Source organism: Kitasatospora sp. NPDC048194, assembly GCF_043202455.1.
Lineage (GTDB): Bacteria > Actinomycetota > Actinomycetes > Streptomycetales > Streptomycetaceae > Kitasatospora.
The window spans coordinates 52,915-74,577 of the sequence record NZ_JBIDAK010000032.1; the positions used below are offsets into that span (position 1 = coordinate 52,915).

General features: G+C 74.4%; 23 protein-coding genes. 12 read left to right on the plus strand and 11 right to left on the minus strand.

Annotated elements, in window-relative coordinates:
• Window positions 1-175 precede the first annotated feature (175 nt).
• Window positions 176-508 carry a hypothetical protein gene (locus ACGF07_RS29050; RefSeq protein ID WP_392903457.1) on the plus strand — a complete coding sequence of 111 codons (333 nt, stop codon included), beginning with the start codon at window positions 176-178 and terminating at the stop codon, window positions 506-508.
• A gap of 98 nt (window positions 509-606) precedes the next feature.
• Here ACGF07_RS29050 and ACGF07_RS29055 read toward each other — a convergent pair whose 3' ends face one another.
• The 5 genes from ACGF07_RS29055 to ACGF07_RS29075 all read right to left on the minus strand — a co-directional run bounded on the left by ACGF07_RS29055 (window position 607) and on the right by ACGF07_RS29075 (window position 6,169).
• The gene (locus ACGF07_RS29055) at window positions 607-1,971 is read right to left on the minus strand and encodes an MFS transporter (protein ID WP_392903459.1); all 1,365 of its coding nucleotides are present in this window, start codon (window positions 1,969-1,971) and stop codon (window positions 607-609) included.
• Between the two features lie 131 nt (window positions 1,972-2,102).
• Complete coding sequence (locus ACGF07_RS29060; protein WP_350741653.1) at window positions 2,103-2,456, minus strand: metalloregulator ArsR/SmtB family transcription factor; 354 nt, start codon at window positions 2,454-2,456, stop codon at window positions 2,103-2,105.
• Between the two features lie 17 nt (window positions 2,457-2,473).
• A complete protein-coding gene (locus tag ACGF07_RS29065; protein WP_392903462.1) occupies window positions 2,474-3,115 on the minus strand; it encodes a hypothetical protein in 642 nt (213 codons plus the stop codon).
• Window positions 3,116-3,252: 137 nt separating this feature from the next.
• Window positions 3,253-4,530, minus strand: a complete 1,278-nt coding sequence (locus tag ACGF07_RS29070) for an MFS transporter (protein ID WP_392903464.1) — start codon at window positions 4,528-4,530, stop codon at window positions 3,253-3,255.
• Between the two features lie 280 nt (window positions 4,531-4,810).
• Window positions 4,811-6,169, minus strand: a complete 1,359-nt coding sequence (locus ACGF07_RS29075) for a right-handed parallel beta-helix repeat-containing protein (RefSeq protein ID WP_392903467.1) — start codon at window positions 6,167-6,169, stop codon at window positions 4,811-4,813.
• A gap of 85 nt (window positions 6,170-6,254) precedes the next feature.
• Here ACGF07_RS29075 and ACGF07_RS29080 point away from each other — a divergent pair, with 85 nt between their 5' ends.
• Entirely contained in the window at window positions 6,255-7,415 is a 1,161-nt protein-coding gene (locus tag ACGF07_RS29080; RefSeq protein ID WP_392903470.1) for a Dyp-type peroxidase, read from the plus strand.
• A 91-nt stretch (window positions 7,416-7,506) separates the two neighbouring features.
• On the opposite strand, the gene ACGF07_RS29085 is transcribed toward ACGF07_RS29080, so the two are convergent.
• Window positions 7,507-8,706, minus strand: a complete 1,200-nt coding sequence (locus tag ACGF07_RS29085) for a cytochrome P450 (RefSeq protein WP_392903472.1) — start codon at window positions 8,704-8,706, stop codon at window positions 7,507-7,509.
• A gap of 296 nt (window positions 8,707-9,002) precedes the next feature.
• Complete coding sequence (locus ACGF07_RS29090) at window positions 9,003-9,620, minus strand: TetR/AcrR family transcriptional regulator (RefSeq protein WP_392903474.1); 618 nt, start codon at window positions 9,618-9,620, stop codon at window positions 9,003-9,005.
• 107 nt (window positions 9,621-9,727) lie between these two features.
• On the opposite strand from ACGF07_RS29090, the gene ACGF07_RS29095 reads away from it, so the two are divergent.
• The gene (locus ACGF07_RS29095) at window positions 9,728-10,144 is read left to right on the plus strand and encodes a DUF4345 domain-containing protein (protein WP_392903477.1); all 417 of its coding nucleotides are present in this window, start codon (window positions 9,728-9,730) and stop codon (window positions 10,142-10,144) included.
• 149 nt (window positions 10,145-10,293) lie between these two features.
• Here the strand turns inward: ACGF07_RS29095 and ACGF07_RS29100 are convergent, their stop codons facing one another.
• Window positions 10,294-11,946 (minus strand): FAD-dependent monooxygenase, encoded by a 1,653-nt coding sequence (locus ACGF07_RS29100; RefSeq protein WP_392903479.1) that lies wholly within the window; start codon window positions 11,944-11,946, stop codon window positions 10,294-10,296.
• Between the two features lie 99 nt (window positions 11,947-12,045).
• Between ACGF07_RS29100 and ACGF07_RS29105 the strand changes: the two genes are divergently transcribed.
• Window positions 12,046-12,675, plus strand: coding sequence for a TetR/AcrR family transcriptional regulator (locus tag ACGF07_RS29105; RefSeq protein ID WP_392903481.1), 630 nt, complete (start codon window positions 12,046-12,048; stop codon window positions 12,673-12,675).
• 197 nt (window positions 12,676-12,872) lie between these two features.
• On the opposite strand, the gene ACGF07_RS29110 is transcribed toward ACGF07_RS29105, so the two are convergent.
• Both ACGF07_RS29110 and ACGF07_RS29115 read right to left on the minus strand, forming a co-directional pair.
• Entirely contained in the window at window positions 12,873-14,390 is a 1,518-nt protein-coding gene (locus ACGF07_RS29110; RefSeq protein ID WP_392903484.1) for a DUF2207 family protein, read from the minus strand.
• A complete protein-coding gene (locus ACGF07_RS29115) occupies window positions 14,387-14,923 on the minus strand; it encodes a LemA family protein (protein WP_392903487.1) in 537 nt (178 codons plus the stop codon). The genes ACGF07_RS29110 and ACGF07_RS29115 overlap by 4 nt, the downstream gene beginning before the upstream one ends.
• A gap of 16 nt (window positions 14,924-14,939) precedes the next feature.
• Here ACGF07_RS29115 and ACGF07_RS29120 point away from each other — a divergent pair, with 16 nt between their 5' ends.
• The 6 genes from ACGF07_RS29120 (at window position 14,940) to ACGF07_RS29145 (ending at window position 18,174) form a co-directional block, all read left to right on the plus strand.
• Window positions 14,940-15,104 carry a hypothetical protein gene (locus tag ACGF07_RS29120; protein WP_392903489.1) on the plus strand — a complete coding sequence of 55 codons (165 nt, stop codon included), beginning with the start codon at window positions 14,940-14,942 and terminating at the stop codon, window positions 15,102-15,104.
• Between the two features lie 179 nt (window positions 15,105-15,283).
• Window positions 15,284-15,826, plus strand: coding sequence for an MOSC domain-containing protein (locus ACGF07_RS29125; protein WP_392903492.1), 543 nt, complete (start codon window positions 15,284-15,286; stop codon window positions 15,824-15,826).
• Window positions 15,827-15,928: 102 nt separating this feature from the next.
• Complete coding sequence (locus ACGF07_RS29130) at window positions 15,929-16,699, plus strand: thioesterase II family protein (protein WP_392903494.1); 771 nt, start codon at window positions 15,929-15,931, stop codon at window positions 16,697-16,699.
• A 265-nt stretch (window positions 16,700-16,964) separates the two neighbouring features.
• Complete coding sequence (locus tag ACGF07_RS29135; protein ID WP_392903496.1) at window positions 16,965-17,108, plus strand: hypothetical protein; 144 nt, start codon at window positions 16,965-16,967, stop codon at window positions 17,106-17,108.
• Window positions 17,105-17,503: a VOC family protein gene (locus tag ACGF07_RS29140; RefSeq protein ID WP_392903499.1), complete on the plus strand. Its 399-nt coding sequence runs from the start codon at window positions 17,105-17,107 to the stop codon at window positions 17,501-17,503. The genes ACGF07_RS29135 and ACGF07_RS29140 overlap by 4 nt, the downstream gene beginning before the upstream one ends.
• Window positions 17,504-17,595: 92 nt before the next feature.
• Window positions 17,596-18,174, plus strand: a complete 579-nt coding sequence (locus ACGF07_RS29145; RefSeq protein ID WP_392903502.1) for a DUF6368 family protein — start codon at window positions 17,596-17,598, stop codon at window positions 18,172-18,174.
• Between the two features lie 71 nt (window positions 18,175-18,245).
• Here ACGF07_RS29145 and ACGF07_RS29150 read toward each other — a convergent pair whose 3' ends face one another.
• Window positions 18,246-18,944 carry an SDR family oxidoreductase gene (locus ACGF07_RS29150; protein ID WP_350741621.1) on the minus strand — a complete coding sequence of 233 codons (699 nt, stop codon included), beginning with the start codon at window positions 18,942-18,944 and terminating at the stop codon, window positions 18,246-18,248.
• A gap of 358 nt (window positions 18,945-19,302) precedes the next feature.
• Between ACGF07_RS29150 and metF the strand changes: the two genes are divergently transcribed.
• Entirely contained in the window at window positions 19,303-20,265 is a 963-nt protein-coding gene (metF, locus tag ACGF07_RS29155; protein WP_392903504.1) for a methylenetetrahydrofolate reductase [NAD(P)H], read from the plus strand.
• Window positions 20,266-20,435: 170 nt separating this feature from the next.
• Window positions 20,436-21,599: a permease gene (locus ACGF07_RS29160; RefSeq protein ID WP_392903507.1), complete on the plus strand. Its 1,164-nt coding sequence runs from the start codon at window positions 20,436-20,438 to the stop codon at window positions 21,597-21,599.
• Window positions 21,600-21,663 lie beyond the last annotated feature (64 nt).

Here is a 21,663-nt window from a genome sequence, read left to right on the forward strand (position 1 = left end):
GCCTACGGCCTCGGCATGGGCATTCCGGAGGTCATCCCGATCGGACACGAGCCCGACTACCGCACGAGCACCATCGGGCGGTGGCAGGGCGCCCAGTTCTTCGCGTCGGTCACCGCGGCCTTCCCCGAGGGCTGGAGCCGGCGGCGACTGGCCGTCCCGGAAGCGCTGGTGCGCGGTGCTGCACCGGTTCGACGCGGCCGGCCGGCACCTGGACTCGCGCATCCGGTTCACCGGTACCACGGCGGACGGCGAGCAGAAGCCGATCGGCGCGGCCCGGCTGCTGCTCGACGAGTGGCTGGACGTTCTTCCGGAGCGGCAGTACCAGGACATCGCGATCGCACCCTTCGCCGTCCGGTTCGGAGGATCCCTGTTTGGCCTGGTCCTGGAGGAGCACGTGGACGAGGAGGACGTGGACGAGGAGGAGGAGGAAGACGGCGGCGTGCGGGCCGAGTTCCGTCCCGACGGCCTGGGCTTCGGCGCCCCCTGGCACGGCTGCTGCGACACCTGAGCCCGCGCCGGCGGCTGCGACTCCGGCCGGCATCGGGGCGCAGAGCACCGGCGGCAACCATCCTGAGGTGCCGCCGCCCCGTCCGAGCGGGCGCGCCGTCAGCCGAGGGCCGCCGGCCGGGGGCGGGGCCAGCTCGGGTGGTGCTGGTCGATCACGAAGCGGTGCCCGTGCTGCCAGGCGCCGGTGGGAGTGGGGCGGGCGTCGGCGAGGTGGGGGTGGTCCGGCGGGAGGTCGGTGTGGAGGTGGCTGAGGGCGTCCGGGTCGCGGGTGGGCCAGAGGGAGGCGGCGGCGGTGGCGGCGGCCAGGGCCACCGCGCCCAGGACCGCGGCGGTGGCGGGCAGGCCGGCGGCCGCCGCGAGCCGACCGGCCAGGGGGTAGGTGAGCAGCCAGCAGCCGTGGGAGAGGGAGAACTGGGCGGCGAAGGCGGCGGGCAGGTCGGGGTCGGCGGCGGAGCGGCGGACGACCCGGCCGCCCGGGGTGAGGACGGCGGAGCTTCCGGCGCCGACCAGGGCCCAGGCGGCGAGCAGGGCGAGCCAGCTGCCGGTCCCGGCCGGGGTGGCGGTGATCGCGGTGACGGCGGCGAGGACGCAGGGCAGGGCGAAGGCCGCGGGGAGCATCACGGAGCGGTCGCTGACCCGCGCGAGCAGCCGGGGCAGCAGCAGTGCGGCGAGCATCGAGCCGGCGCCGTAGGCACCGAGGGCGAGGGAGACGGCCCCGGCCGGGCGGTGGAAGTGGTCGCGGACCACGTTGACGGTGTCGACGAAGACGATCGCGCCCGCCGCCGCGACCGCGAGGTCCAGCGCGAGCAGGGCCCGTAGCCGGGGCGTGGCCCAGAACAGCCGGGAGCCGAAGGCCGCCCTGCGGTGGATCCCGCCGGTGCGCTCGACCGGGCGGGGCGTGGGCAGGACGGCGGAGACGACCAGCGCCGCGGAGGCGACGAAGCCCACCGTGGTGCCGGCGAACAGCCAGTCGTACGGGACGACGGAGAGCAGCAGGGCGGCGAGCGCCGGGCTGAACAGCGATTCGAGGTCGTAGGCGAGCCGGGAGAGCGAGAGCGCCTGGGTGTAGTCGCGTTCGGCGGGCAGCACGTCCGGGATGGTGGCCTGGAAGGTCGGGGTGAAGGCGGCGGAGGCGGCCTGGAGCAGGAAGACCAGGAGGTAGACCTGCCACACCCGGTCCACGAAGGGCAGGGTGAGCGCGACTCCCGCGCGGGTGAGGTCCATCGCGACCATCAGCGCCCGGCGCGGGATCCGCCCGGCGAGCGCTCCGGCGATCGGCGCGATCGTCACGTAGGCGACCATCTTGATCGCCAGCGCGGTGCCGAGCACCGCCGAGGCGTCGCGGCCGGCGATCGAGTACGCCAGCAGCGACAGGGCCACGGTGGCCAGTCCGGTGCCGACCAGGGCGACGACCTGGGCGGTGAACAGGTGGCGGTAGGTGCGATCGCGCAGCACGCTCGGCATGGGACCCGTCCCGGGGGCGGCGGTGGCGGATGACGCCTCCACCATAGTCAATGCGTGCGTACCTGTGCACCTGTTGGGCGAACGGATCCGCCGCCCGGTGGACTCCGCCGCCAGGGGCAGGGGCGGGGGCCTCAGTCGTGCGGCGGCAGGTGTCCGATCTGGTGGTCGGCGACGTTCAGCGCCTCGTCCACGAGCCGCCGCAGGTGCCCGTGCCGCAGCGAGTAGACGACCCGCCGCCCGTCCTTGCGGGTGGCGACCAGACCCGCCAGCCGGAGCTTCGCCAGGTGCTGGCTCACCGAGGGGCGGGCGGCCCCGGTCGCCTCGGTCAGCGTGGTCACGTCCGCCTCGCCCCGCCCGAGCCGCTCCAGCAGCGCGAGCCTGGTCCGGTCGGCGAGCAGCGCCAGCACGGACGCGGCGACGTCCAGCCGCACCTCGCTCCGCTGCTGCGAGCCGTGCGCATCTGCCAGATCGGTGCCGGTGCCCATGCGGCCATCGTAGGCCTTCAGCCCGTGCACGCGTGCGCACCCGACGACCTCCGCCGCCAGTAGGCGACGGTGACGGCGGCCAGCAGCGGGCCCCAGAGCAGCAGCGGGGCGTAGCAGGCGAGGAGTACGACGGTGTGCCAGTCCCCGGCGAACACCGGGATGCCGTCACCCAGGGGGCGCCCTTGGACGGTGCGGCCCAGCGAGAGCATCACGGTGAACAGGGCCGTGAGGCAGACCAGTGCGACGGCGCCGAGCGCGGCCGGGACGACGGCCGCCGCCACCGGGACGCGGCGGCCGCGCAGCACCGGGAGCCAGCGCGGGAAGACCTCGCCCCAGCGGGCGACCAGGCCCAGCGCGGAGAGGGCCAGCAGCTCGGAGACGGCGGACAGCAGGACGACGTACAGCTCCAGCGGCAGCCACCAGGGCAGGTTTCCGGAGTCCGGGCGGCTACCGCCGTCCAGCGGGACGTGGAGGGTGCAGGTGGCGATCCGCCAGGCACTGGACGGCAGGACGATGAGCGGCACGGCCCGGGCGGCGATCCGGGCCCAGCGGGGGACACCCGGGACGGGCGTGTGGAGGGCGGTCCAGGCGGCGCGTAGCCGTCGGCGGGCGCCGGGCGGCGGCGTGTGCGGGGCGGTGGTCGGCGCTTCGGCGGTCATGGGCTGCTCTCCGGTCCGGCGGGTGCTGCGCCCCCACCCTCGCAACCGGAGCCGTGGCGGCGCCTCGGCCGGTGGGTGGAGCCGCCTCCCCCCGCCGGGGGAGCGGGCTGCCGCCCGGGCGGGGCGGAGCCGGCCGGTCAGTCCGCCGGCTGCTCCACGGGCTCCGCCGCCGCGCGGTCGTCGGCGGGGGCCGGGGCGGGCTCCAGGTTGCCCATCCTGGGCAGGGCGAGGAGCGCGGCGAGCAGCAGGACGCCGCTGATGACCAGCGGGGTGCGGACGTTGACGGCGGAGCCGATCCAGCCGCTCAGGGCCGCGCCGACCAGCATGCCGATCCGGGTGAGCATCAGGTAGCAGCTGTTGACCCGGCCGAGCAGTTCCTTCGGGACGATCTGCTGGCGCAGCGAGATCGCCTGGACGTTCCACGTCACCACGCCGAAGTTGCCGACCGCGAACAGCACCGCCACCAGGACCACCGAGGGGCTCAGCCCCATCAGCAGCAGCGCGGAGCCCATCAGCACGAAGGAGAGCGCGATCCGGGCCCGCCGGCCCATCCGCTGACCGAGCCGGCCGGCCAGCGTGCTGGCGGCCGTGCCGCCGACCACGCCGGAGGCGAGGACGGCGCCGTAGGCCCAGGTCGGGGCGTCCAGGGTGCGGGTGACCAGCAGCGCCAGCATGGTGATGCCGAGCGCGGAGGCGCCTCCGGCCAGGGCGGAGAGGGTGGCGACCAGCCTCAGCTGCTTGTGCTGGTAGAGCCAGCGGACACCCTCGCGGATCTCGGTGAACACCGGGCGGCCGGTGTGCGGCCGGGGCGCGGTGGAGCGGCCGGTGGCGAAGACCAGGGCGGCGGCGAGCGCGAAGGAGATGCCGTCCACGGTGAACGGGGAGCCGGCGGCGAGGGCGAACAGGGTGGTGCCGACCAGCGGGCCGGCCATCCGTCCGACCAGCAGGCCGCCCTGCAGCCGGCCGTTGGCGGCGTCGAGCTGGTCGGGCCGGACCACGTCCGGGATGGCCGAGGTGGCGGCGTTGACGAAGACCGTCTCCCCGCAGCCGAGGACGAAGGCCAGGACGGCGAGCGCGGCCAGCGGCGGGGTGGCGAGGAAGACCCAGCCGGCGAAGCCGAGCACGATGACGGCCCGTCCGATGTCGATCGTCCACATCAGCCGCCGGCGGTCGAAGCGGTCGGCGACGACACCGCCGAACAGGGCCATCAGCAGCCAGGGGAGCGAACCGGACACCGCGACCAGCGAGACGGCCTTCGGCGAGTCCGAGACCGTCAGCGCGAGCAGCGGCAGCGAGGAGTCGCGCATGCCGTCGCCCACGGCCGAGATCGATGAGGCCGACCACAGCATGGCGAATTTACGGCCCAGTTGGGGCCTGCTGCGCTGCGGGGGTGTGGCTACGCTGGCTGAGGTCACCGAGGCAGTATGGCATGACCGCTACAGATTTGGCCGCCCTTCACAGAGCATTCCCAGCTGGGTGGTCAGAGTCCGGAAACGCCCTTGACAAGGGTGGTCAACCCGCCGGTCAGGGCCAGTCCCAGCACCACGGCGCGGGCCCGCCGCTCGGACACCCGGGCGGCCGGCGCCCGGCCCGCCGGCGCGCCGCCCGCGAGCGCGGCGGTGCCCGCCCCGCCCGGGCCGCCCGCCCCGTCCGCCGGACCGCCCGCCCGACGTCCCGCAGGCGCGCCCCCCGGGGTCACGGTTTCGGCAGCGCGTCGGCCGTCGCGGGGAGCGGGTAGGCCTCCGGGTCGACGGCTCCCGGCAGTCCGACGGCCGGCCGGCCGGGAGCGCCGGGGTCGGGCAGGGACGGCTGGGCGGGCGGCGCCTTGACCTGGTGGAAGGGGATGCCGGGCGGGGCCTGGACCGGGGCCGTACGGCCGGCGGGCAGCGGGCCGCGGCTCGGCGTGCCGCAGGCGGCCAGGCCCTCCAGGTCGTCGGGGCTCTGGACGGCGGGCTGGTTGCCGGCGAAGCAGTTGCCGGGGTCGGCGGAGGCGAGGACGAGGTCGACGCCGTTGGCCTCGGTGCGGTTGCCCTGGACCTGGTTGCCGGCGGCGGGGTGGCCGGGCGGGTCGGTGATGACCACGCCGGCCGCCCGGTTGCCCCGGACGAGGTTGCGCTCGATCCGGTTCGCCGTGCCGCCGCCGATCCCGATCCCGATGCCGAAGCCGCCGTCGGCCTGTTCGGGGGTGTCGACGGCGTTGTTGTCGGTGACGGCGTTCCCGGCGATCACGGCCCCGTGCTGGGGTGCGAGCGCCTCCAGGTCGTTGGAGTTGACGGTGACGCCGACCCTGTTGCCGACCACGCGGTTGCCGAGGACGTACAGCCCGTCGGAGGAGTTGGTGAGTTCGATGCCGACGGCGTTGCGCTCGACGGTGTTGCCGCGCACCAGGGTGTCGCAGGGCTTGCACTGGCCGACGTAGATGCCGGAGTCGGCCCCGCCGGAGGCGTAGGAGTCCTCGATGACGCCCGCTCGGGCGTCGAAGGCGTAGATGCCGTAGAGGCCGTTGTCGTAGGCGGTGACCCGGGTGGCGCGGAAGCCCTGGACGGCGGGGAACCGGGCGGTGTCCAGCGGGTCGTAGGCGGAGCCCCCGGCGCCGCGTTGCTGGAGCTTCTCGTCGGTGACGCCGGTGAACAGCACGCCGTTGGCGAGGAAGCCGTGCACGGTGAGGTTCTCGACCACCGAGCCGGGGCCGGTGACGGTGACGCCGTTGACCAGCCGTACGCCGCCGTCCAGGACGACGGTGTTGCGGTCGGCGCCGCGCAGCACGACGCGGGGCTTGGTGATCCGCACGCTCTCCTGGTACGTGCCCGGGGAGACCAGCACGGTGTCGCCCTCGCGGGCGGCGTCCACGGCCTTCTGGATGTTCGGGAAGTCCTGGGGGACCCGCACCACCGTGCCCTCGGGGTGGCGGGCGTCGGAGGAGGTGCCGGAGGAGGAGCAGCCGGACAGGGCGAGGGAGCCGGCGAGCAGCAGCGCGAGCGGGCCGCCGGGTGGCCGCCTGCCGGACAGGAATGCGGAGCGGATTCGGAATTGACGCGCAGTCAAAAGTTGCATAAGGGGTGTTCTATCGTCTCCAATGTCGGTCATGCATGCGGAAACCGGAAAGGTCCGGAAAGAACCGGGAGCCGCCGGAGGCGGTGTGCACCGGAGGGCGTTGATCGCGGGCGGCGGCGCGGTACTGGCCGCCGGGGTCGGTGCCGGACTCGGTGCCGGGGTCGTCGCGCTGGGGCACGGGCGGTCGGCCTCCGCGCCGCCGCCGCCCGCCCCGCCGGCGGCCGTTCCGTTCCACGGGCAGCGGCAGGCCGGGGTGACGGCCCCGCAGCAGCCGGCCACCGTGCTGCTGGCACTCGACCTGGCGCCCGCCACCACCGCGGACGGGCGCGGCGCGCTGCGTTCCCTGCTGGGCGAGTTGACGGCGGTGCTCGGCGGGGCGGCGGACGGCACCTCGACGGACCCGCGGCTGCGGGGCGGGGAGCCGGCGCAGCTCAGCAGCCTGGTGGGGGTCGGACCGGGCCTGGCCGCGCGGCTGGGGTTGAACGTGCCGTCCGTGCTGGCCGATGTCCCGGCCTTCCCCGGTGACCGGCTCGAGCCGGCGCGCGGCGGCGGAGACGTGGTGGTGCAGCTGTGCGCCGCCGACCGCTGGCCGCTGACGGTCGTCGCCGAACTGGTCGGTGCCGCGGCGAAGTCGGCGGGGGCCGGGGTCCGCTGGAGCCAGTCCGGCTTCCTGGCGCGGACCGCACCGGGCACCACGCCGCGCAACCTCTTCGGCTACAAGGACGGCACGGCCAACCCCGACGAGGCGGCCGCCCGGCAGTGGGTGTGGGGCCCGCCCGGGCCGTACGAGCACGGCACGGTGCTGGTCTACCGCCGGATCCGGATGGACACCGCCGCCTTCGCCGCCCTCCCGGAGGACCGGCGGGACCTGGCCATGGGCCGCCGTCTCGCCGACGGCACCCCGCTCACCGGCACGGCCGAGCACGACGACCCGGACATCTACGCCAAGAACCCCGACGGCTCGTACGTCATCCCCGGCACCGCCCACGTCCGCCTGGCCAGCCCCCGCCTGGACTCCGGGGCCCGGATGCTGCGGCGCGGCTACAGCTACGACGACGGCCCGGACGACCGCGGGCTGCTGTTCTGCGCCTTCGTGCGGGATCCGGCCCAGTTCAACCGGGTGCAGGAGCGGCTGGCGGTGAAGGACGCGCTCAACCCCTTCCTGGTGCACACGGCTTCGGCGGTGGCGTACGTGCTGCCGGGGGTGCCGGAGGGCGGGGTGCTGGGCGAGGGGCTGTGGGCGTAGCGGCCGGACCGCCGGCCGTTCCGGGGCCGCGGCGAGGGCCGGGCCCGGGGACGGCCGGGCCGGGGAACGGCCCGGTCGCGGGGGCGCCCGGTCACCAGGTGACCGGCAGCGCGGCCGGGCTGCGGGTGGTGGTGCCCAGCTGCCAGGGGAGGTCGTCGACGGGGGTGGTGAGACGCAGGCCGGGCAGGGCGGTGGCCAGGCGGCGGAGCGACTCGCGCATCTCGAGCCGGACCCGCCAGGCGCCGATGCAGTAGTGGGGGCCGGCGCTGAAGGCGAGGGTGGGGGCGTCGAGGGGGAGGGCGAGGTCGGCGTCGAGGCCCGCGGGATAGACGGCGGGGTCGCGGTTGGCGCTGCCGAGGGCGGCGGCGACGACGGCGCCCGCCGGGATGGTGACGTCGCCGACCTCGATCGCGGCGGTGGCGCGGCGGAGGGTGGTCTCCTCGTCGCCGAGCGGGATGAAGTGCAGCAGGCGTTCGACGCTGCGCTCGGCGATGCCGGTGTCGGCCAGCAGGGGCCAGTGGTCGGCGCGTTCGCCGAGGAGGTAGGTCAGGGCGTTGCCGAGGGCGCCGGTGACGCTCTCGTTGCCGCTGGCTGTGAGCCCGAGGACGAGGAAGGCGAGGGTGTCCTCGGGGACGCCGCCGTCCTGGTCCGCGGCCCGGACGAGCCGGCTGACCAGGTCGGCGCCGGGCGCACGGCGCCGGTGGGCGATCAACCCCTCGGTGAAGGAGCGGAATTCGGCGAGCGCCGGGCCGTGGTCCTCGGCCGGGTCGCCGCCTTGGGCGAGCAGGGCGAGGGTCCAGCGCCTCAGCCGCTCCTCGTCCAGGTGGGCGGGGCCGTCGCCGTCGAGGCCCATCAGCCGCGTCGTGACGGCGAAGGGCACCGGCCGGGTGAAGGCCGTGACCAGGTCGGCGGGCGGTCCGGCGACGACCAGTGCGTCCACGGCCTGCTGGACGGCGGCCGCGACCCACGGCTGCCAGCCGGCGATGGCGCGCGGGGTGAAGGCCTTCTGGATGGTGGCGCGCAGCCGGCGGTGGGCGGGGCCGTCCTGGTTGAAGAGCGAGGCCGGGTTGGCGGCCACGTCGGCGGTGCCGCCGGCGGTGCCGACCTCGTGCAGGTCGGCCCGGGTGAGGCGGGGGTCGCCGAGGACCTGCCGGACGTCGCGGTAGCGGGTGACGAGCCAGGCGCGGGTGCCGTCCGGGAGGGTGGTCGGGCGCGGCGGCTGGGCGGGGGTGACCGGGAGCCTGTGGAGCGGGGGGAGCGGGGTCGCGGTCTCGTGCGCGGCGGTGGACATGGATCCCTTCGGGGGCGACGGGCCGGGGGGTGCGGCCATCCAACTGTCGTATTGTCTGCGGAATTTGAGCCCTGGCGGGCTCTTCCGCCACGGTCGATGGTATGCCCACGGACCCCGCCGGGGCCGTCACCGCGTCGGGGCGGTCGCCGCGTCGGGACCCTCACCGCTTCGGGACCGTCGCGCGGTTCGGGTTGCCACGCCGGGTGGACCGTCACCGCGTCCCGGCCGTCACCACGCCCCGGCTGTCACCGCGTCCCGGCCGTCACCACGCCCCGGCTGTCACCGCGTCCCGGCCGTCACCGCCCCCACTCGGGCGCCGGATCGGCCGGCAGTAGTGGCCGCAGCGCGCCGAGGACCGCGCCGATGCAGGCGTCGCGCAGCTCGGTACGGGTGCAGCTCGGCTCGGTCAGCCAGTCCAGGACCAGGACCCGTACGAACACCAGCCAGCTGCGCAGGACTTGGGACACCGCCTGGCGCGCGCCCTCGTCCGCGAGCGGGAGGACGCCGAGCAACCGGGTGCGCAGGGTGTCCAGCTCCTCGGTGATGATGGTCTGGATGACCGGGTCCCCGGCGAGGACGCGGTTGGCCGTCAGCACGGCGTGCCGGTTGGCGACGAAGTAGTCGAGGTGGGCGTCCATGCCCTCGACCAGCTGCTCGACCAGGGTGTCCGCCGGGTCGAAGCGGGTCTGGACCAGCAGTTCCCCGGCCGCCTGCCGGTACACCTCGGCGAAGAGTTCGTGCTTGCTCGCGAAGTGCTTGTAGAGCAGGGCGCGGGACACCCCGGCCTGCTCGGCGACCTCCTCCATCAGCACCTCCTCGTACGGCCGGGTGGCGAAGGCCCGGGCGCCGACGACGAGCAGCTGGGCGCGGCGCTCGGCGGGGGAGAGGCGTTTGCGGCGTTCCTGGACTGGCATGGCGGACAGGTTACTTGACACATGTCCACTAGTCGGCGCTAGCTTAGTGGACACGTGTCAAATAAGCCTGGCGTTCGGTCGGGCCGGGTAGCGGGGTGATGGGGATCATGGCGAAGACTCTGCGGGTGCTCGCGTGGATCATGGGCGTCGCCTGTGTGGCGATCGGCTTCTTCCACCTGCTGGCCGGAAACGCCGCGATCCCCGGGATCGCCGACCCCGGCCCGACGATCGACAGCTTCGGCCGCTTCATGGGCGCGATCTTCGCCGGCTACGGTGCGGCCTGGATCTGGGCCGCCCGGCAGGCTCCGGTGCCCGCCCGGGCGGTCCGGTGGCTGGCGGCGGTGTTCCTGCTGGGCGGCCTCAGCCGGGTGCTGTCGATCGCCGCGGACGGGTGGCCGCACGGCTTCCAGGTGGTGCTGATGGTGATCGAACTCGTGCTCTCGCCGGTGTACTTCCTGCTCGCCGACGCCGACGAGCGGGCGGCCCGGGCGGGGGCCCCGACGGGTGTCGCCCAGCGGGCCTGAGCGGTCGGCGGGCGCCGGGGGGCGGCCTTCCCGCGGGGGGCAGCCTTTCCATGGGTCGGTGTACGCCTGGGCGGGCCTCCCCAGGGCCGGCCCTCCCAGGGGCGGCTGAGCCCGGGGCCGGCTGAGCCCGGGGTCGGCTCTCCCCGGGCTCAGCCCTCGCGAGCGGTGAGCCGGTCCGAGCCTTCGGCCGGTCGGAGGGCGAAGGCCCGCAGGTGCTCCAGGACGGTCCGGGTGTCCGCCGTCGCCCCGGTGAGCGAGACGTGCCCGTCCGGGCGGACCAGCACCACGGCCCTCCCGCGCAGCCCGTACGCGCGGGTGGCGTGGCCGTCCGGGTCGAGCACGGCGGCCCGGCGCAGTCCGGGCACGGCGGGCAGGTCGGCCAGTCCGGGGTGGTCGCCGAAGGTCAGCAGGGTGAGGTGTGGCCCGCGGAACAGGTCGAACAGCCGGGTCGGCGCGCCGTCGGCCGTCGCGCAGGGCGCGTCCGGGGCGCGGTCGCCGGCCCGGACGCCGGTGGCGCCGTCGAGGTCGCGGCCGAGCGGGCCGCCACGGTAGCCGAGCGTCAGGCCGGTGAGGTCGGCGCCGTCGACGGCCATGGTGCGGAACTGGTCGCTCAGCAGGTCGGCGCCGTCGCCGCGGAACACCGCCTTGTGGTGGGCAGAGGTGGCGGCCAGGGAGGCGCGGGCGATCGGCAGCCGCTCGTCCTGGTAGCTGTCGAGCAGCGCCTCGGGTGCTCCGCGCAGGACGGCGGCGAGCTTCCAGCCCAGGTTGTGGGCGTCCTGGACGCCGGTGTTCAGCCCCTGGCCGCCGGCCGCGGTCTGGCAGTGCGCGGCGTCCCCGGCGAGCAGGATCCGGCCCTCGCGGTAGCGCTCGACCACGCGGACGGTGGGGCGCCAGACGGTGGACCAGGTCGGCTCGTGCATCCGGACCCCGGGCAGGCCGGCCCGTTCGGCGAACAGCCGGCGGAAGGTGTCGAGCGTGGGGGCCGGCAGTGCGCCGTCGGCGTCCGGCTCGACGGCGGCGTGCACGGCCCAGGTGCCGTCCTGCCGCATCGGGACCAGCGCCATCGCGCCGCCGCCGAACCGGGGGTGGTTCCAGATGTGCATGCGGTCGGGATCGAGGCCGTCGAGGTCCATCGACGCCATGATGAAACGTTCCTCCTCCCAGGTCTCACCGAGGAAGGGGATCCCGGCCAGCTTGCGGACGGCGCTGCGGCCGCCGTCGCAGCCGACCAGGTACCGCGCCCGCAACCGCAGGCTCCGGCCGCCCCGGCGGACGGTGGCGAGCACGCCGTCGCCGTCCTGGGCGTGGCCGACGAGCTCGCTGCCCCGCTCGACCGCGACCCCGTACCCCGCGAGCCGCTCGCGCAGCACGGCCTCGGTGTGGTGCTGGGCGATCAGCAGCATCCCGCCGTACGGGCGGTCGGGCGTCGCGGGCAGGGACTCGGCCGGGTCGACCTCCTGGACGAGCTCGGCTCCCCGGTAGGTGCGGACCTTCAGGTTCAGCGCCCCGCGGTCGAGGATCTCCCCGACCACCCCGAGGTCGTCGAAGAACTCCAGGGTCCGCGGGTTGACGCCCTTTCCGCGCACCCCGGCCGTGCGGAACTCCTCCTCGCGCTCGATGACCCGGCAGTCGACCCCGGCGCGGGCCAGCCCGAGCGCGAGTACGAGCCCCACCGGGCCGGCGCCGACCACCAGGACGTCGGTGTCGAACCTTCCGGGAGCGTCGGGCAGGTCGGGCGCGGCCGATGTGCCGGACGTGCCGGATCCGTCGCAGCTGCGAGGCGCGTCGGACGTGTCGGGCATGGTGGTCCCCCTGTCGCTCAGCCGTAAGATACGGCGCGTGTCTTGTGATGGACAGTAGACTGCCCCCAATAGGAAACGCAACGTATCTACGAAGGTCGGGTGCGGAAACCGGTGGCGGACGACGGAGCGAGAACGACGGGCGCGGGGCCGACCCGGCGGCGCGGCGGGGAACTGGAACGGGCGATCCTCGACGCCGTCTGGGCCGAACTCGTCGACCACGGCTACGACCGGCTCACCATGGACGGCGTCGCCGCCCGGGCCCGTACCAGCAAGCCGGTGCTCTACCGCCGCTGGCAGAACCGGGTGGAACTCGTGATGGCCGCTCTCGGCCGCAACGCCCCCGACTACCAGGAGCCGCCCGACACCGGCGAGTTGCGCACCGACCTGCTCACCTTCCTGGGCGGTCTGGCGCACCGCTTCGACGACCTGCCGGCGGACGCCGTGCACGGGCTGCTGGTCGACATCATGCGTGACCCCGAACTGCGCACCCGCTTCCGCGCCGGCCTCACGGCCGACGGGCCGATGGACGGCTTGGCCACGATCATGCACCGGGCCGCCGACCGGGGGGAGATCGCCCGGGCCCGGCTCACCCCGCGGGTGGTCTCCCTGCCACTGGACCTGCTCCGCGACACCCTGATGATCGAGGGGGCCGTGGCCTCCGACCGGGTGATCGCCGAGATCCTCGACGACGTGGTGCTGCCGCTGCTCGGCGCGCCCGTTCGTCCGTAGCGCCGGACCGCCCCCGGTGGTCCGGAAAAGCCGGGCGGCCCCCCGCTGGTGCGGGAGGCCGCCCGATGCGGGCCGATGCCCGGGCCGTCGCCGATGCTCGCGGTCGTCGGGCGCGGGCCGTGCCGCTGATCCTCGGGGCCGTCGGGCCCGGGCCGTTGCCGATGCTTGCGGCCGTCGGGCGCGGGCCGTGCCGCCGATCAGGCGGGGACGGCCTCCGCCGACCGGACGGCCCGGGTGGCGACCGACACCGACAGGCGGACGACCGTTCCCGGTGCGGGCGCCGGCGCCCCCGCCGGCAGCGCCCAGGCGACGGTGCGGTCCGCGTCGCCCGTGTCGACGGCCAGGAACCGCGGCGCCTTCGGGTGTCGGCGCGGCTCCATCCGCAGCACCTCGCCGGTGACGGTGCGCGGCGCGCGCCGTTCCAGCACGGCGAGGGCGAGGTAGTAGGCGGCGACCGCGGCGAAGCAGACGACCGCGACGGTCTCCCCCGGCAGGAGCCCCGGGTGGTCCATGCCGTGGGAGAGCCAGCCGTGGCCGCTGGCGAAGTTGCCGGGCATGGTGGCGAGGAACGCCACGAACAGCGTCCCGCGGCCGAACCGGCCGGCCACCGCGACGGCGAGCAGTCCGATGCCCACCCAGCCCAGCGTCAGCAGCAGCCCCGGGCGGCGCAGCGAGTGGCTCGCGTCGGGGCCGGAGGTGACCGCCCATTCGGGCCGGCGCAGGGCGGCGAACAGCACCAGCCCGACCACCACGACGGCCGCCGCGCCCGCCAGGCGCAGCAGCCGGGGGGTGCCGGCGCCGAAGCCCGGGCGCAGCCGGGGATAGCGGATGCGCACGGGGCGCCAGGCACCGCCGTAGGACGACCAGACCCGGCGCTTGTCCCCCGCGTCGAAGCCGAGCAGCCGGGTGGTGCGGGCGGTCACCCCGAGCGCGGTGCCGTAGGCGAGGTAGCGGTCCCACACAGCGACGGCGGCGGGAGGCAGCCGGGCGAAGTCCTCGTGCGCCCGCAGCCACGCCTGGACACCGGCCCAGTGCCCGGCGCGTTCGAGGCCCTGGCGGGTCGCCCGCTCGCCGAGCGCCCTGCTCAGCAGGTACATCAGGGGGATCGCGGGGAGGACGCCGACCGCGACCGCGGCGCGGAGGTTGTGCCCGCCGGTGAGGCCGCCCAGGGCCAGCAGCACCCCGGGGCAGAACGCGCCGACGGCCAGGGCGCCGGCCGCCAGCACCCCGAACCGGGGCCGGGAGAGGCCGCGCGACCGGGCCTCGGCGACGATCTCCCGGCGGAGTGCGCCGTTCCACGACGTCGCCCGGTCCTGCGCGCGGAAGGCGATCGCGCCGACGGGGGCGCCGGACTCGCCCGCCTGCTCGGTGATCCGGTCGAGGACGCGCCGTTCGTACGGCGTCAGGTCGGTGGCCGCCCGGCCGGTGAGGTGCACCGTGCTGAGTGCGGGGTCGTCGGCGGGCTGTCGCACCTCGACCAGGCCGCGCGCGGCGAGGTCCAGCAGGGTCGCCGCGGCGGCGTGGTCGACGGAGCGCCACCCGTTGGCCAGGAGGGCGACGACGGCGGGAGCCTCCGGCTCCGGCCCGAACTCCTGGGAGGCCGGGCGGGGGTGCACGGCGCCGTTCCGGGTGGCCGCGAGGGCGAGGCCGAAGGCGGCGAGCCAGAGCCCGAACAGGCCGGCGCCGCCCCAGTAGAACTGGGCTTCGAGGCTCATGCGAAGCTCACCCGCGTCGCCTCCTGCGCGGGGGCGCCGGCCTCGAAGTACTCGCGTCGGCCGTGCCCGCCGCCCAGCCGCGAGACCAGGTTGCCCGGGAAGCCCTCCAGCGCGGTGTGGTAGCTCTGGACGGCGCTGTTGTAGAACTGCCGGGCGTAGGCGATCTTGTCCTCGGCGGTGGTCAACTCCGACTGCAGCGTGGCGAAGTGGCGGTCGGCCTTCAGCTGCGGGTAGTTCTCGCCGAGGGCGAGCAGCCTGCCGAGGGCGGCGGTCAGGTCGTCCTCGGCGGCAGCCTTGTCCGTGACTCCGAGACCGGAGTCCGCCGCGGCTCCGCGGGCGGTGACGACGGCCTCGAGGGTCGTTCGCTCGTGCGCGGCGTACCCGCGCGCACTCTCGACCAGGTTCGGTATCAGGTCGTGCCGGCGCTTGAGTTGGACGTCGATCTGCGCCCAGGACGCCTGGGTCTGATTGCGCAGCCGGATCAGCCGGTTGTACGTGCGGACCACCGTCCACACCGCCCCTGCCACCAGCACGGCAAGGATTCCAGCGATGACGATGCCCACGATGCCCCCCGTTATAGAGAAAAACGACCTCGACTTCCGGCTGTCCCGGCAGGTCGTGGTGATTGTAGGGGTGTTTCCCGGCCATCCGTCGCCATTATTTCGGACGGCTTTCCCCGTCGAACCCGACCGGCGTGCGGAATTTCCGAAATGACCGGCCGCAGCGCTTTCGTTCCGGGTTTCCGGGCGCCGGATCGCCCGGCCCGGCGGTCCTCGAGGTGGTGCAATTCCGAATATCGCGCCCGTTTTCCTCCCGATCCCGGCGGGAGGCGTGGCCGGGGGCCTAGACTCCGAAGCCGGTCGAACTCACGTCCGCGAGAGGGGTCGAAGCACATGAGCGGCACCGTGGTGGCAGTCAGCAGCAACGCCGAGTACTCGTTCAGCAAGCCGAACCGGGAGGGCATCCGGCTGCTCGCCGGGCTCGGCGTGGAGGGCGACGTGCACGCCGGGGTGACGGTCAAGCACCGCTCACGCGTCGCCCAGGACCCGAGCCAGCCCAACCTGCGCCAGGTGCACCTGATCCACCGGGAGCTGCTCACCGAACTCGGTGAGTCCGGCTACGAGGTGGCACCCGGCGCGCTCGGCGAGAACATCACCACCGAGGGGGTGGACCTGCTCGCCCTGCCGGTCGGCGCGGTGCTGCGGATCGGCTCCGAGGCCGAGGTGGAGGTCACCGGCCTGCGCAACCCCTGCGCGCAGATCGACGCCTACCGCGCGGGGCTGCTCAAGCAGGTCGTCGGGCGCGCGGCGGACGGGTCGATCGTGCGGCGCGCCGGGATCATGGGCGTCGTCCGTACGGGCGGGCCGGTCCGGCCCGGCGACACCGTGACCGTCGAACTGCCGGAGGGGCCGCACCGGCCGCTGGACCGGGTCTGAGCGCCGGCTGCGTCGGGTTCGCGGCACCGGCCGGAGCCGGTGGAGTGATATGACGGTCCGACAGAACGCCCATCTGTACAGCTGAACGAAGGGTCAACTCCCATGTCAGGCAGCAGCACCCTGATCGACAGCCGCTGGCTCCGCCGGTACCACCCCACGGAGGGCGCCGCGGCCCGGTTGGTCTGCTTCCCGCACGCCGGCGGCTCGGCCGGCTACTTCCACCCGGTGTCCGCCGCCCTCTCCCCGTACGCCGATGTGCTGTGCGTCCAGTACCCGGGCCGGCAGGACCGCCGCGCCGAACCGGGACTCACCTCGGTCGCGGAGCTCGCCGACCGCCTCCACGAGGTGCTGCGGCCGTGCGCCGACCGGCCGTTGGCGTTCTTCGGACACAGCATGGGCGCGGTGCTCGCCTACGAGGTCGCGCGCCGCTTCGCCCGGGACGGTCTGGACGCCCCGAGCCACCTCTTCGTCTCCGGCCGCCGGGCGCCCTCGCTGCACCGGGACGAGCGGGTCCACCTGCTGTCCGACGAGGACCTGCTCGCCGAGCTGCTGAAGCTCGGCGGCACCAGCGAAGAGCTGCTGGCCGACCCCGAGTTGCGGGAGATGATCCTGCCGCCGCTGCGCAGCGACTACACCGCGATCGAGACCTACCGCGGTGGCGACGACGCCGTGCTCGGCTGCCCGATCACCGCGCTGACCGGTGATGCCGACCTGCGCGTGACGGTCGAGGAGGTTTGCGCCTGGGCCCGCCACACCAGTGGCCCGTTCGACCTTCGGGAGTTCCCCGGCGGCCACTTCTACCTGACGGAGCAACTCCCGGCGGTACTCGGTGTGATCACGGCACGGCTCCCCGGGGCGCCGTCCGGGCGGTGACGGATCCTCCGGACACCCTGCCCGGCGGGCGATCGGAGGCGGGGTGCCGGGCCGGCGCCTCCTCCGGCGGTTCCGTGCTCCCGGAGGCGCCCCGTGTGGGAGCCCTCAGCCGTCGAGCCGGCCGGAAGGTGCCGGGCGCGGCGGCCGGGACGTCGCGCCGCGCCAAGCCCGGCGTCCGGATGCTCCGGCACGGGTGCGGTTGGCCCAGGTTTCCGGTGCCGAGGTGACCTGGGCAGGGCGGCGTTCAAGATCGTATGGTCGGGGCATGACCCAGGACCCACCCGTCGCGTTGCCGACTTCCGCCCCGTTCCGGCCGCTGCCGACCCGCCGTGCCGACGCCGAGACCTGCGCCGACCCCAGCGGCGTGGCCGCGCCGCCCGTGCGCGCTGCCCTGGAGGTGGCGGCATGATCGACTCCAGCACTCGCATCCGGGTCGCCCGACCCTCGCGGAACCTCGCCGCCGCCGAGGACTTCTACGTGAACGGCCTCGGCCTGGACGTACTCTGGCGCACCACCGAGCGCGTCCCCGGCGAGCACGACCTCCTGATGGTCGGCCCGCCGGGCGGCGCCTGGCACTTCGAGCTGACCCACGACCCCGAGCGCCCACTGGAGCCGACCCCGACGGTGGACGACCTCTTCGTGGTCTACCTCGGCACCCCCGTGGACGAGGCCACCGTCGACCGCCTGATCGCGGCCGGAGGCACCCGTGTCCCCGCGCACAACCCGTACTGGGACGAGCACGGCGTGACGATCGCCGACCCGGACGGCTACCGCCTGGTGCTCTGCTCCCGCACCTGGGGCTGAGGCCGTGTCCCGCCCATCGTCGTGCGCGTGCCTCCGGACCTGGTAGAACCTGGGTCTCGGGCGGCACCGCACCACGCGTTTCCGGAGGCATCGTGTCAGGACCAGCAGTCGGGCTGTGGCTCTTCGAACGGTACGGCTTCGGGGACGTCCTGGCCGAAGTCGTCCCGTGGTTGGAGACCTTCTGCGAGCCGGTCGAGACCGGGACCGGAGGCGATCTGGCCTTCTGGGTCCGAGACCCTTCGCCGCTGGGGCTGCGAGACCTCGATCCGGTCAGCGTCGGCGGCTTCTTCCTGTCGGAGGACGAGTACCTGCCGGCGGACGACGAAGAGTACTCGGCCTTTCCGGCGCCGCCCGTGCAGGGGCTGGTCCTCTGCGCCGGCTGCTCGGGGCCGGAGAACCACCGCCTGCTCGGTCACCTCGCCCTCGCCATGGCCCGCCGTCTCGGCGCGCTGGTCGACTTCGACGGCGTTCTCGGCCACCCCGTCCCGCGCAATGAGACGCGTGACGCGGCGGATCTCGCCAGGGCGAGGGCGCTGGTGGCCTCCCTGCCGGGGAAGGTCGCAGAGGTCTCCTACGACACGGGCGGCACCGGCCGCTGGTTCCGGCACGTCGGTGACGTGGAGTTCCTGGCCGCCTGGCTCCGGCATCCGGACTTCCACCTGGTCACGTAGCGGACGCAGCCTGCGCCGCGCGGTACGCGGAGCAGGCCGAAAGGGCTTCCGTAGCGGCGCAGTCGGTAGCGTCAGCCGAGCTGTCCGGTCGGCCGCACGGTGATGTGGTTGATGTCCACGCCCGCGGGCTGGTTGATGGCGAAGACGATCGTGTCCGCGATCTGCTCGGGCGTCATCGTCGGCGAGGCGTCGGGGGTGCCGCCGCGCTCGTTCCAGAACGGGGTGTCCACCACCCCGGGGGCGACGACGGTCACGCCGATCCCGTCCTTGCCGACCAGCAGCCGGGTGTTCTCGGCGAGCGCGTGGGCGGCCCACTTGGTGACCGAGTACAGGTTGCCGGGCGTGTGGCGCACCCCGGCGACCGAACCGATGATCACGATCCGGCCCTTGGACTCCCTGAGGAGCGGCAGGGTCTCCCGCACCAGCAGGGCCGGGCCCAGGACGTTGGTGAGCACCATGGCGCGCATGTCCTCGGGGGCGTGGCTCTCGAGGTTGCCGGGCAGTGAGAAGCCGGCGTTGGCGATGACGTTGTCCAGCCGGCCCCACTCGTCCACCACGCGGCGCACCGCGGAGGCGACGTCGTGCTCGTCACCGGCGTCGCCAGTGATCGTCAGCAGCCGCTCGCCCGCTGCGGCCGAAGCGGCGAAGGCGGCCAGCTTCTCCGCGTCGCGCCCGGTGACGGCCACGTGGTGGCCCTGCTTGAGCAGGGCGCGGGCGGTGGCGGCGCCGATTCCGGTCGAGCCACCGGTGATCAGCGTGACGGGTTCCATGGGACGGCCTCCTGAGCGACGTGGTCGTCGGGGTTCCCGCAGCCTCCCGGACGTCCGCGGACGCGGGATGGCGCGTGACGTCGACGGACTCCCCGCCGCCGGCCCCCGAAACGCCTGCACTATACCCAGCGGTCCCGCCACCGGGTCGGTGCTGCCCGGGGCCTGCGCCTCCTTCCCGCACCCGCACCGCTCCTTTGTCCGTTCCCTTGTCCGTACCGCTCCCGCGCCCGCTCCAGCGGATCTCGAGCCCTTTGCCAGCCGCACTGTTGGGGTCGGGGTGCACGATGGCTGCCGCAGTCGCCGCACCCGTCGACGCCGCCGCAGGACCGTCGGCCGGCCCACCACGCGAGGGAGCCCCATGGACCAGACCACCCGGAGCGGGCTGCGCGGCCCGCGCAGCCTGCGCGAGATCCTCGCGGCGGGCGAACGGACGTACTCCTTCGAGTTCTTCCCGGCCAAGCACGAGGCCGGCGAACACGCCCTGTGGGCTGCGATCCGCCGGGTGGAGGCGGTCGCGCCGACCTTCGTCTCGGTCACCTACGGCGCCGGCGGCTCCTCGCGCGACCGCACCATCGGGACCACCGAACGCATCGCCACCCAGACCACGCTGCGCCCGGTCGCCCACCTGACCGCCGTCGGCCACTCCACCGCCGAACTCCAGGCCATCCTGCGCCGCTACGCGGACGTCGGCATCCGCGACGTGCTGGCCCTGCGCGGCGACCCGCCGGGAAACCCGAACGGTGCCTGGGAGGCGCACCCGCAGGGCTTGCGCTACGCGGCCGAACTCGTCCGCCTGGTCAAGGAGTTCGGTGCCTTCTCGGTCGGCGTCGCGGCGTTCCCGGAACGCCACCCGCGCTCGACCGACTGGGACGAGGACATCCGGCACTTCACGGCCAAGTGCCGGGCCGGCGCCGACTACGCCGTCACCCAGATGTTCTTCGAGGCCGAGCACTACCTGCGGCTGTGCGACCGGCTCGCCGCGGCGGGCTGCGACACCCCGGTCATCCCGGAGATCATGCCGGCCACCGACGTCCGCCAGATCGCCCGCTTCGCCAAGCTCAGCGGAGCGACCTTCCCGCCCCGTCTCGCGGAGCGGTTGGCGGCGGCCCGTGGCGACCGGGTCGAGGCCCACCGGATCGGCGTCGACCACGCGACCCGGCTGGCCGACCGCCTGCTCCGCGAGGGAGCGCCCGGCCTGCACTTCATCACCCTGAACCGCTCCACCGCCGCCCTCGAGATCCACCGCAACCTCGGCCTGGACCGCCCCTCGGCGGAGCGCGGGGCCGACCGTCCGCTCACGGGGAGCCTCGGCGGACGCTGACCAGGGTGCCCCTGTGACGGTTCCCGCAGTCGAGGTCCGGGTGCGCTTCGGCCGCCGCCGCCTTGCGGTGGTGGCGCCTCAGGCCCCGGCCGACTGGCGCGTCGCGGTTTCCCTATACCCCCTACCGGTATATGTTGGCCGACGCCGGGGACTGAGGAAGGCGGACCACCATGCACGCGATCCTGCACGCGCTGTCCATCGCCGGATCGATGACCTGGGAGATCACCTGGGCCCTGATCCTCGGCTTCCTGCTGTCCGCCGTGGTGCAGGCGGTCATCCGCAAGGCCACCGTGTCGCGGTTGCTCGGCGACGACCGCCCGCGCACCCTCGCCGTCGCCGCCGGCCTCGGTGCGGCGTCCTCCTCGTGCTCCTACGCGGCCGTCGCGTTGGCCCGGTCGCTGTTCCGCAAGGGCGCGGACTTCACCGCGGCGATGGCCTTCGAGATCGCTTCCACCAATCTGGTGATCGAACTCGGCATCATCCTCGCCCTGTTGCTGGGCTGGCAGTTCACCGCGGCCGAGTTCGTCGGCGGACCGGTGATGATCCTGCTGCTCGCGCTGCTGTTCCGGCGGCTGCTGGGCGACCGGCTGCTCCGGGAGGCGCGGCAGCAGGCCGAGTTCGGGCGGGCCGGCTCGATGGAGGGCCACGCGGCGATGGACATGTCGGTGGTGGGGGAGGGCTCCTTCGCCCGGCGGCTGCTGTCCCGGCGGGGCCTCACCTCGGTCTCGCACGTGTTCGTCATGGAGTGGGCGGCCATCCTGAAGGACCTGGTGATCGGCCTGCTCATCGCCGGTGCCATCGCGGCCTGGGTGCCCGACTCGTTCTGGCAGGCGTTCTTCTTCGCCGACCACCCGCTGGCGGCGAAGCTGTGGGGGCCGCTGATCGGGCCTCTGGTGGCGATCGCGTCGTTCGTCTGCTCGATCGGCAACGTGCCGCTGGCGGTGGTGCTGTGGAAGGGCGGCATCAGCTTCGGCGGTGTGGTCGCGTTCATCTTCGCGGACCTGCTGATCCTGCCCATCCTGAACATCTACCGGAAGTACTACGGCGCCCGGATGGCGTCCTTCCTGCTGGGCACGTTCTACGCGGCGATGGTGGTGGCCGGGTACGTGGTGGAGGTCGTGTTCGGCGGCCTCGGCCTGGTCCCCGAGCAGCGGGACGCGGAGATCCCGATGGCCGGCGTGGAGTGGAACTACACGACCTGGCTGAACATCGTCTTCCTGCTGGTGGGCGCGGCCTTGGTGGTCCGCTTCTTCCGTACGGGCGGAGCCGAGATGCTCCGCATGATGGGCGGCGGCCCGGAGGTCGGCGAGCACGCCGGGCACGGCCGGCACTGAGGGCAAATAAGTTTTCTGAACCGCCAGTTGAGGCTGACAGCTGCTATCGCTCCCGTAGGATCGA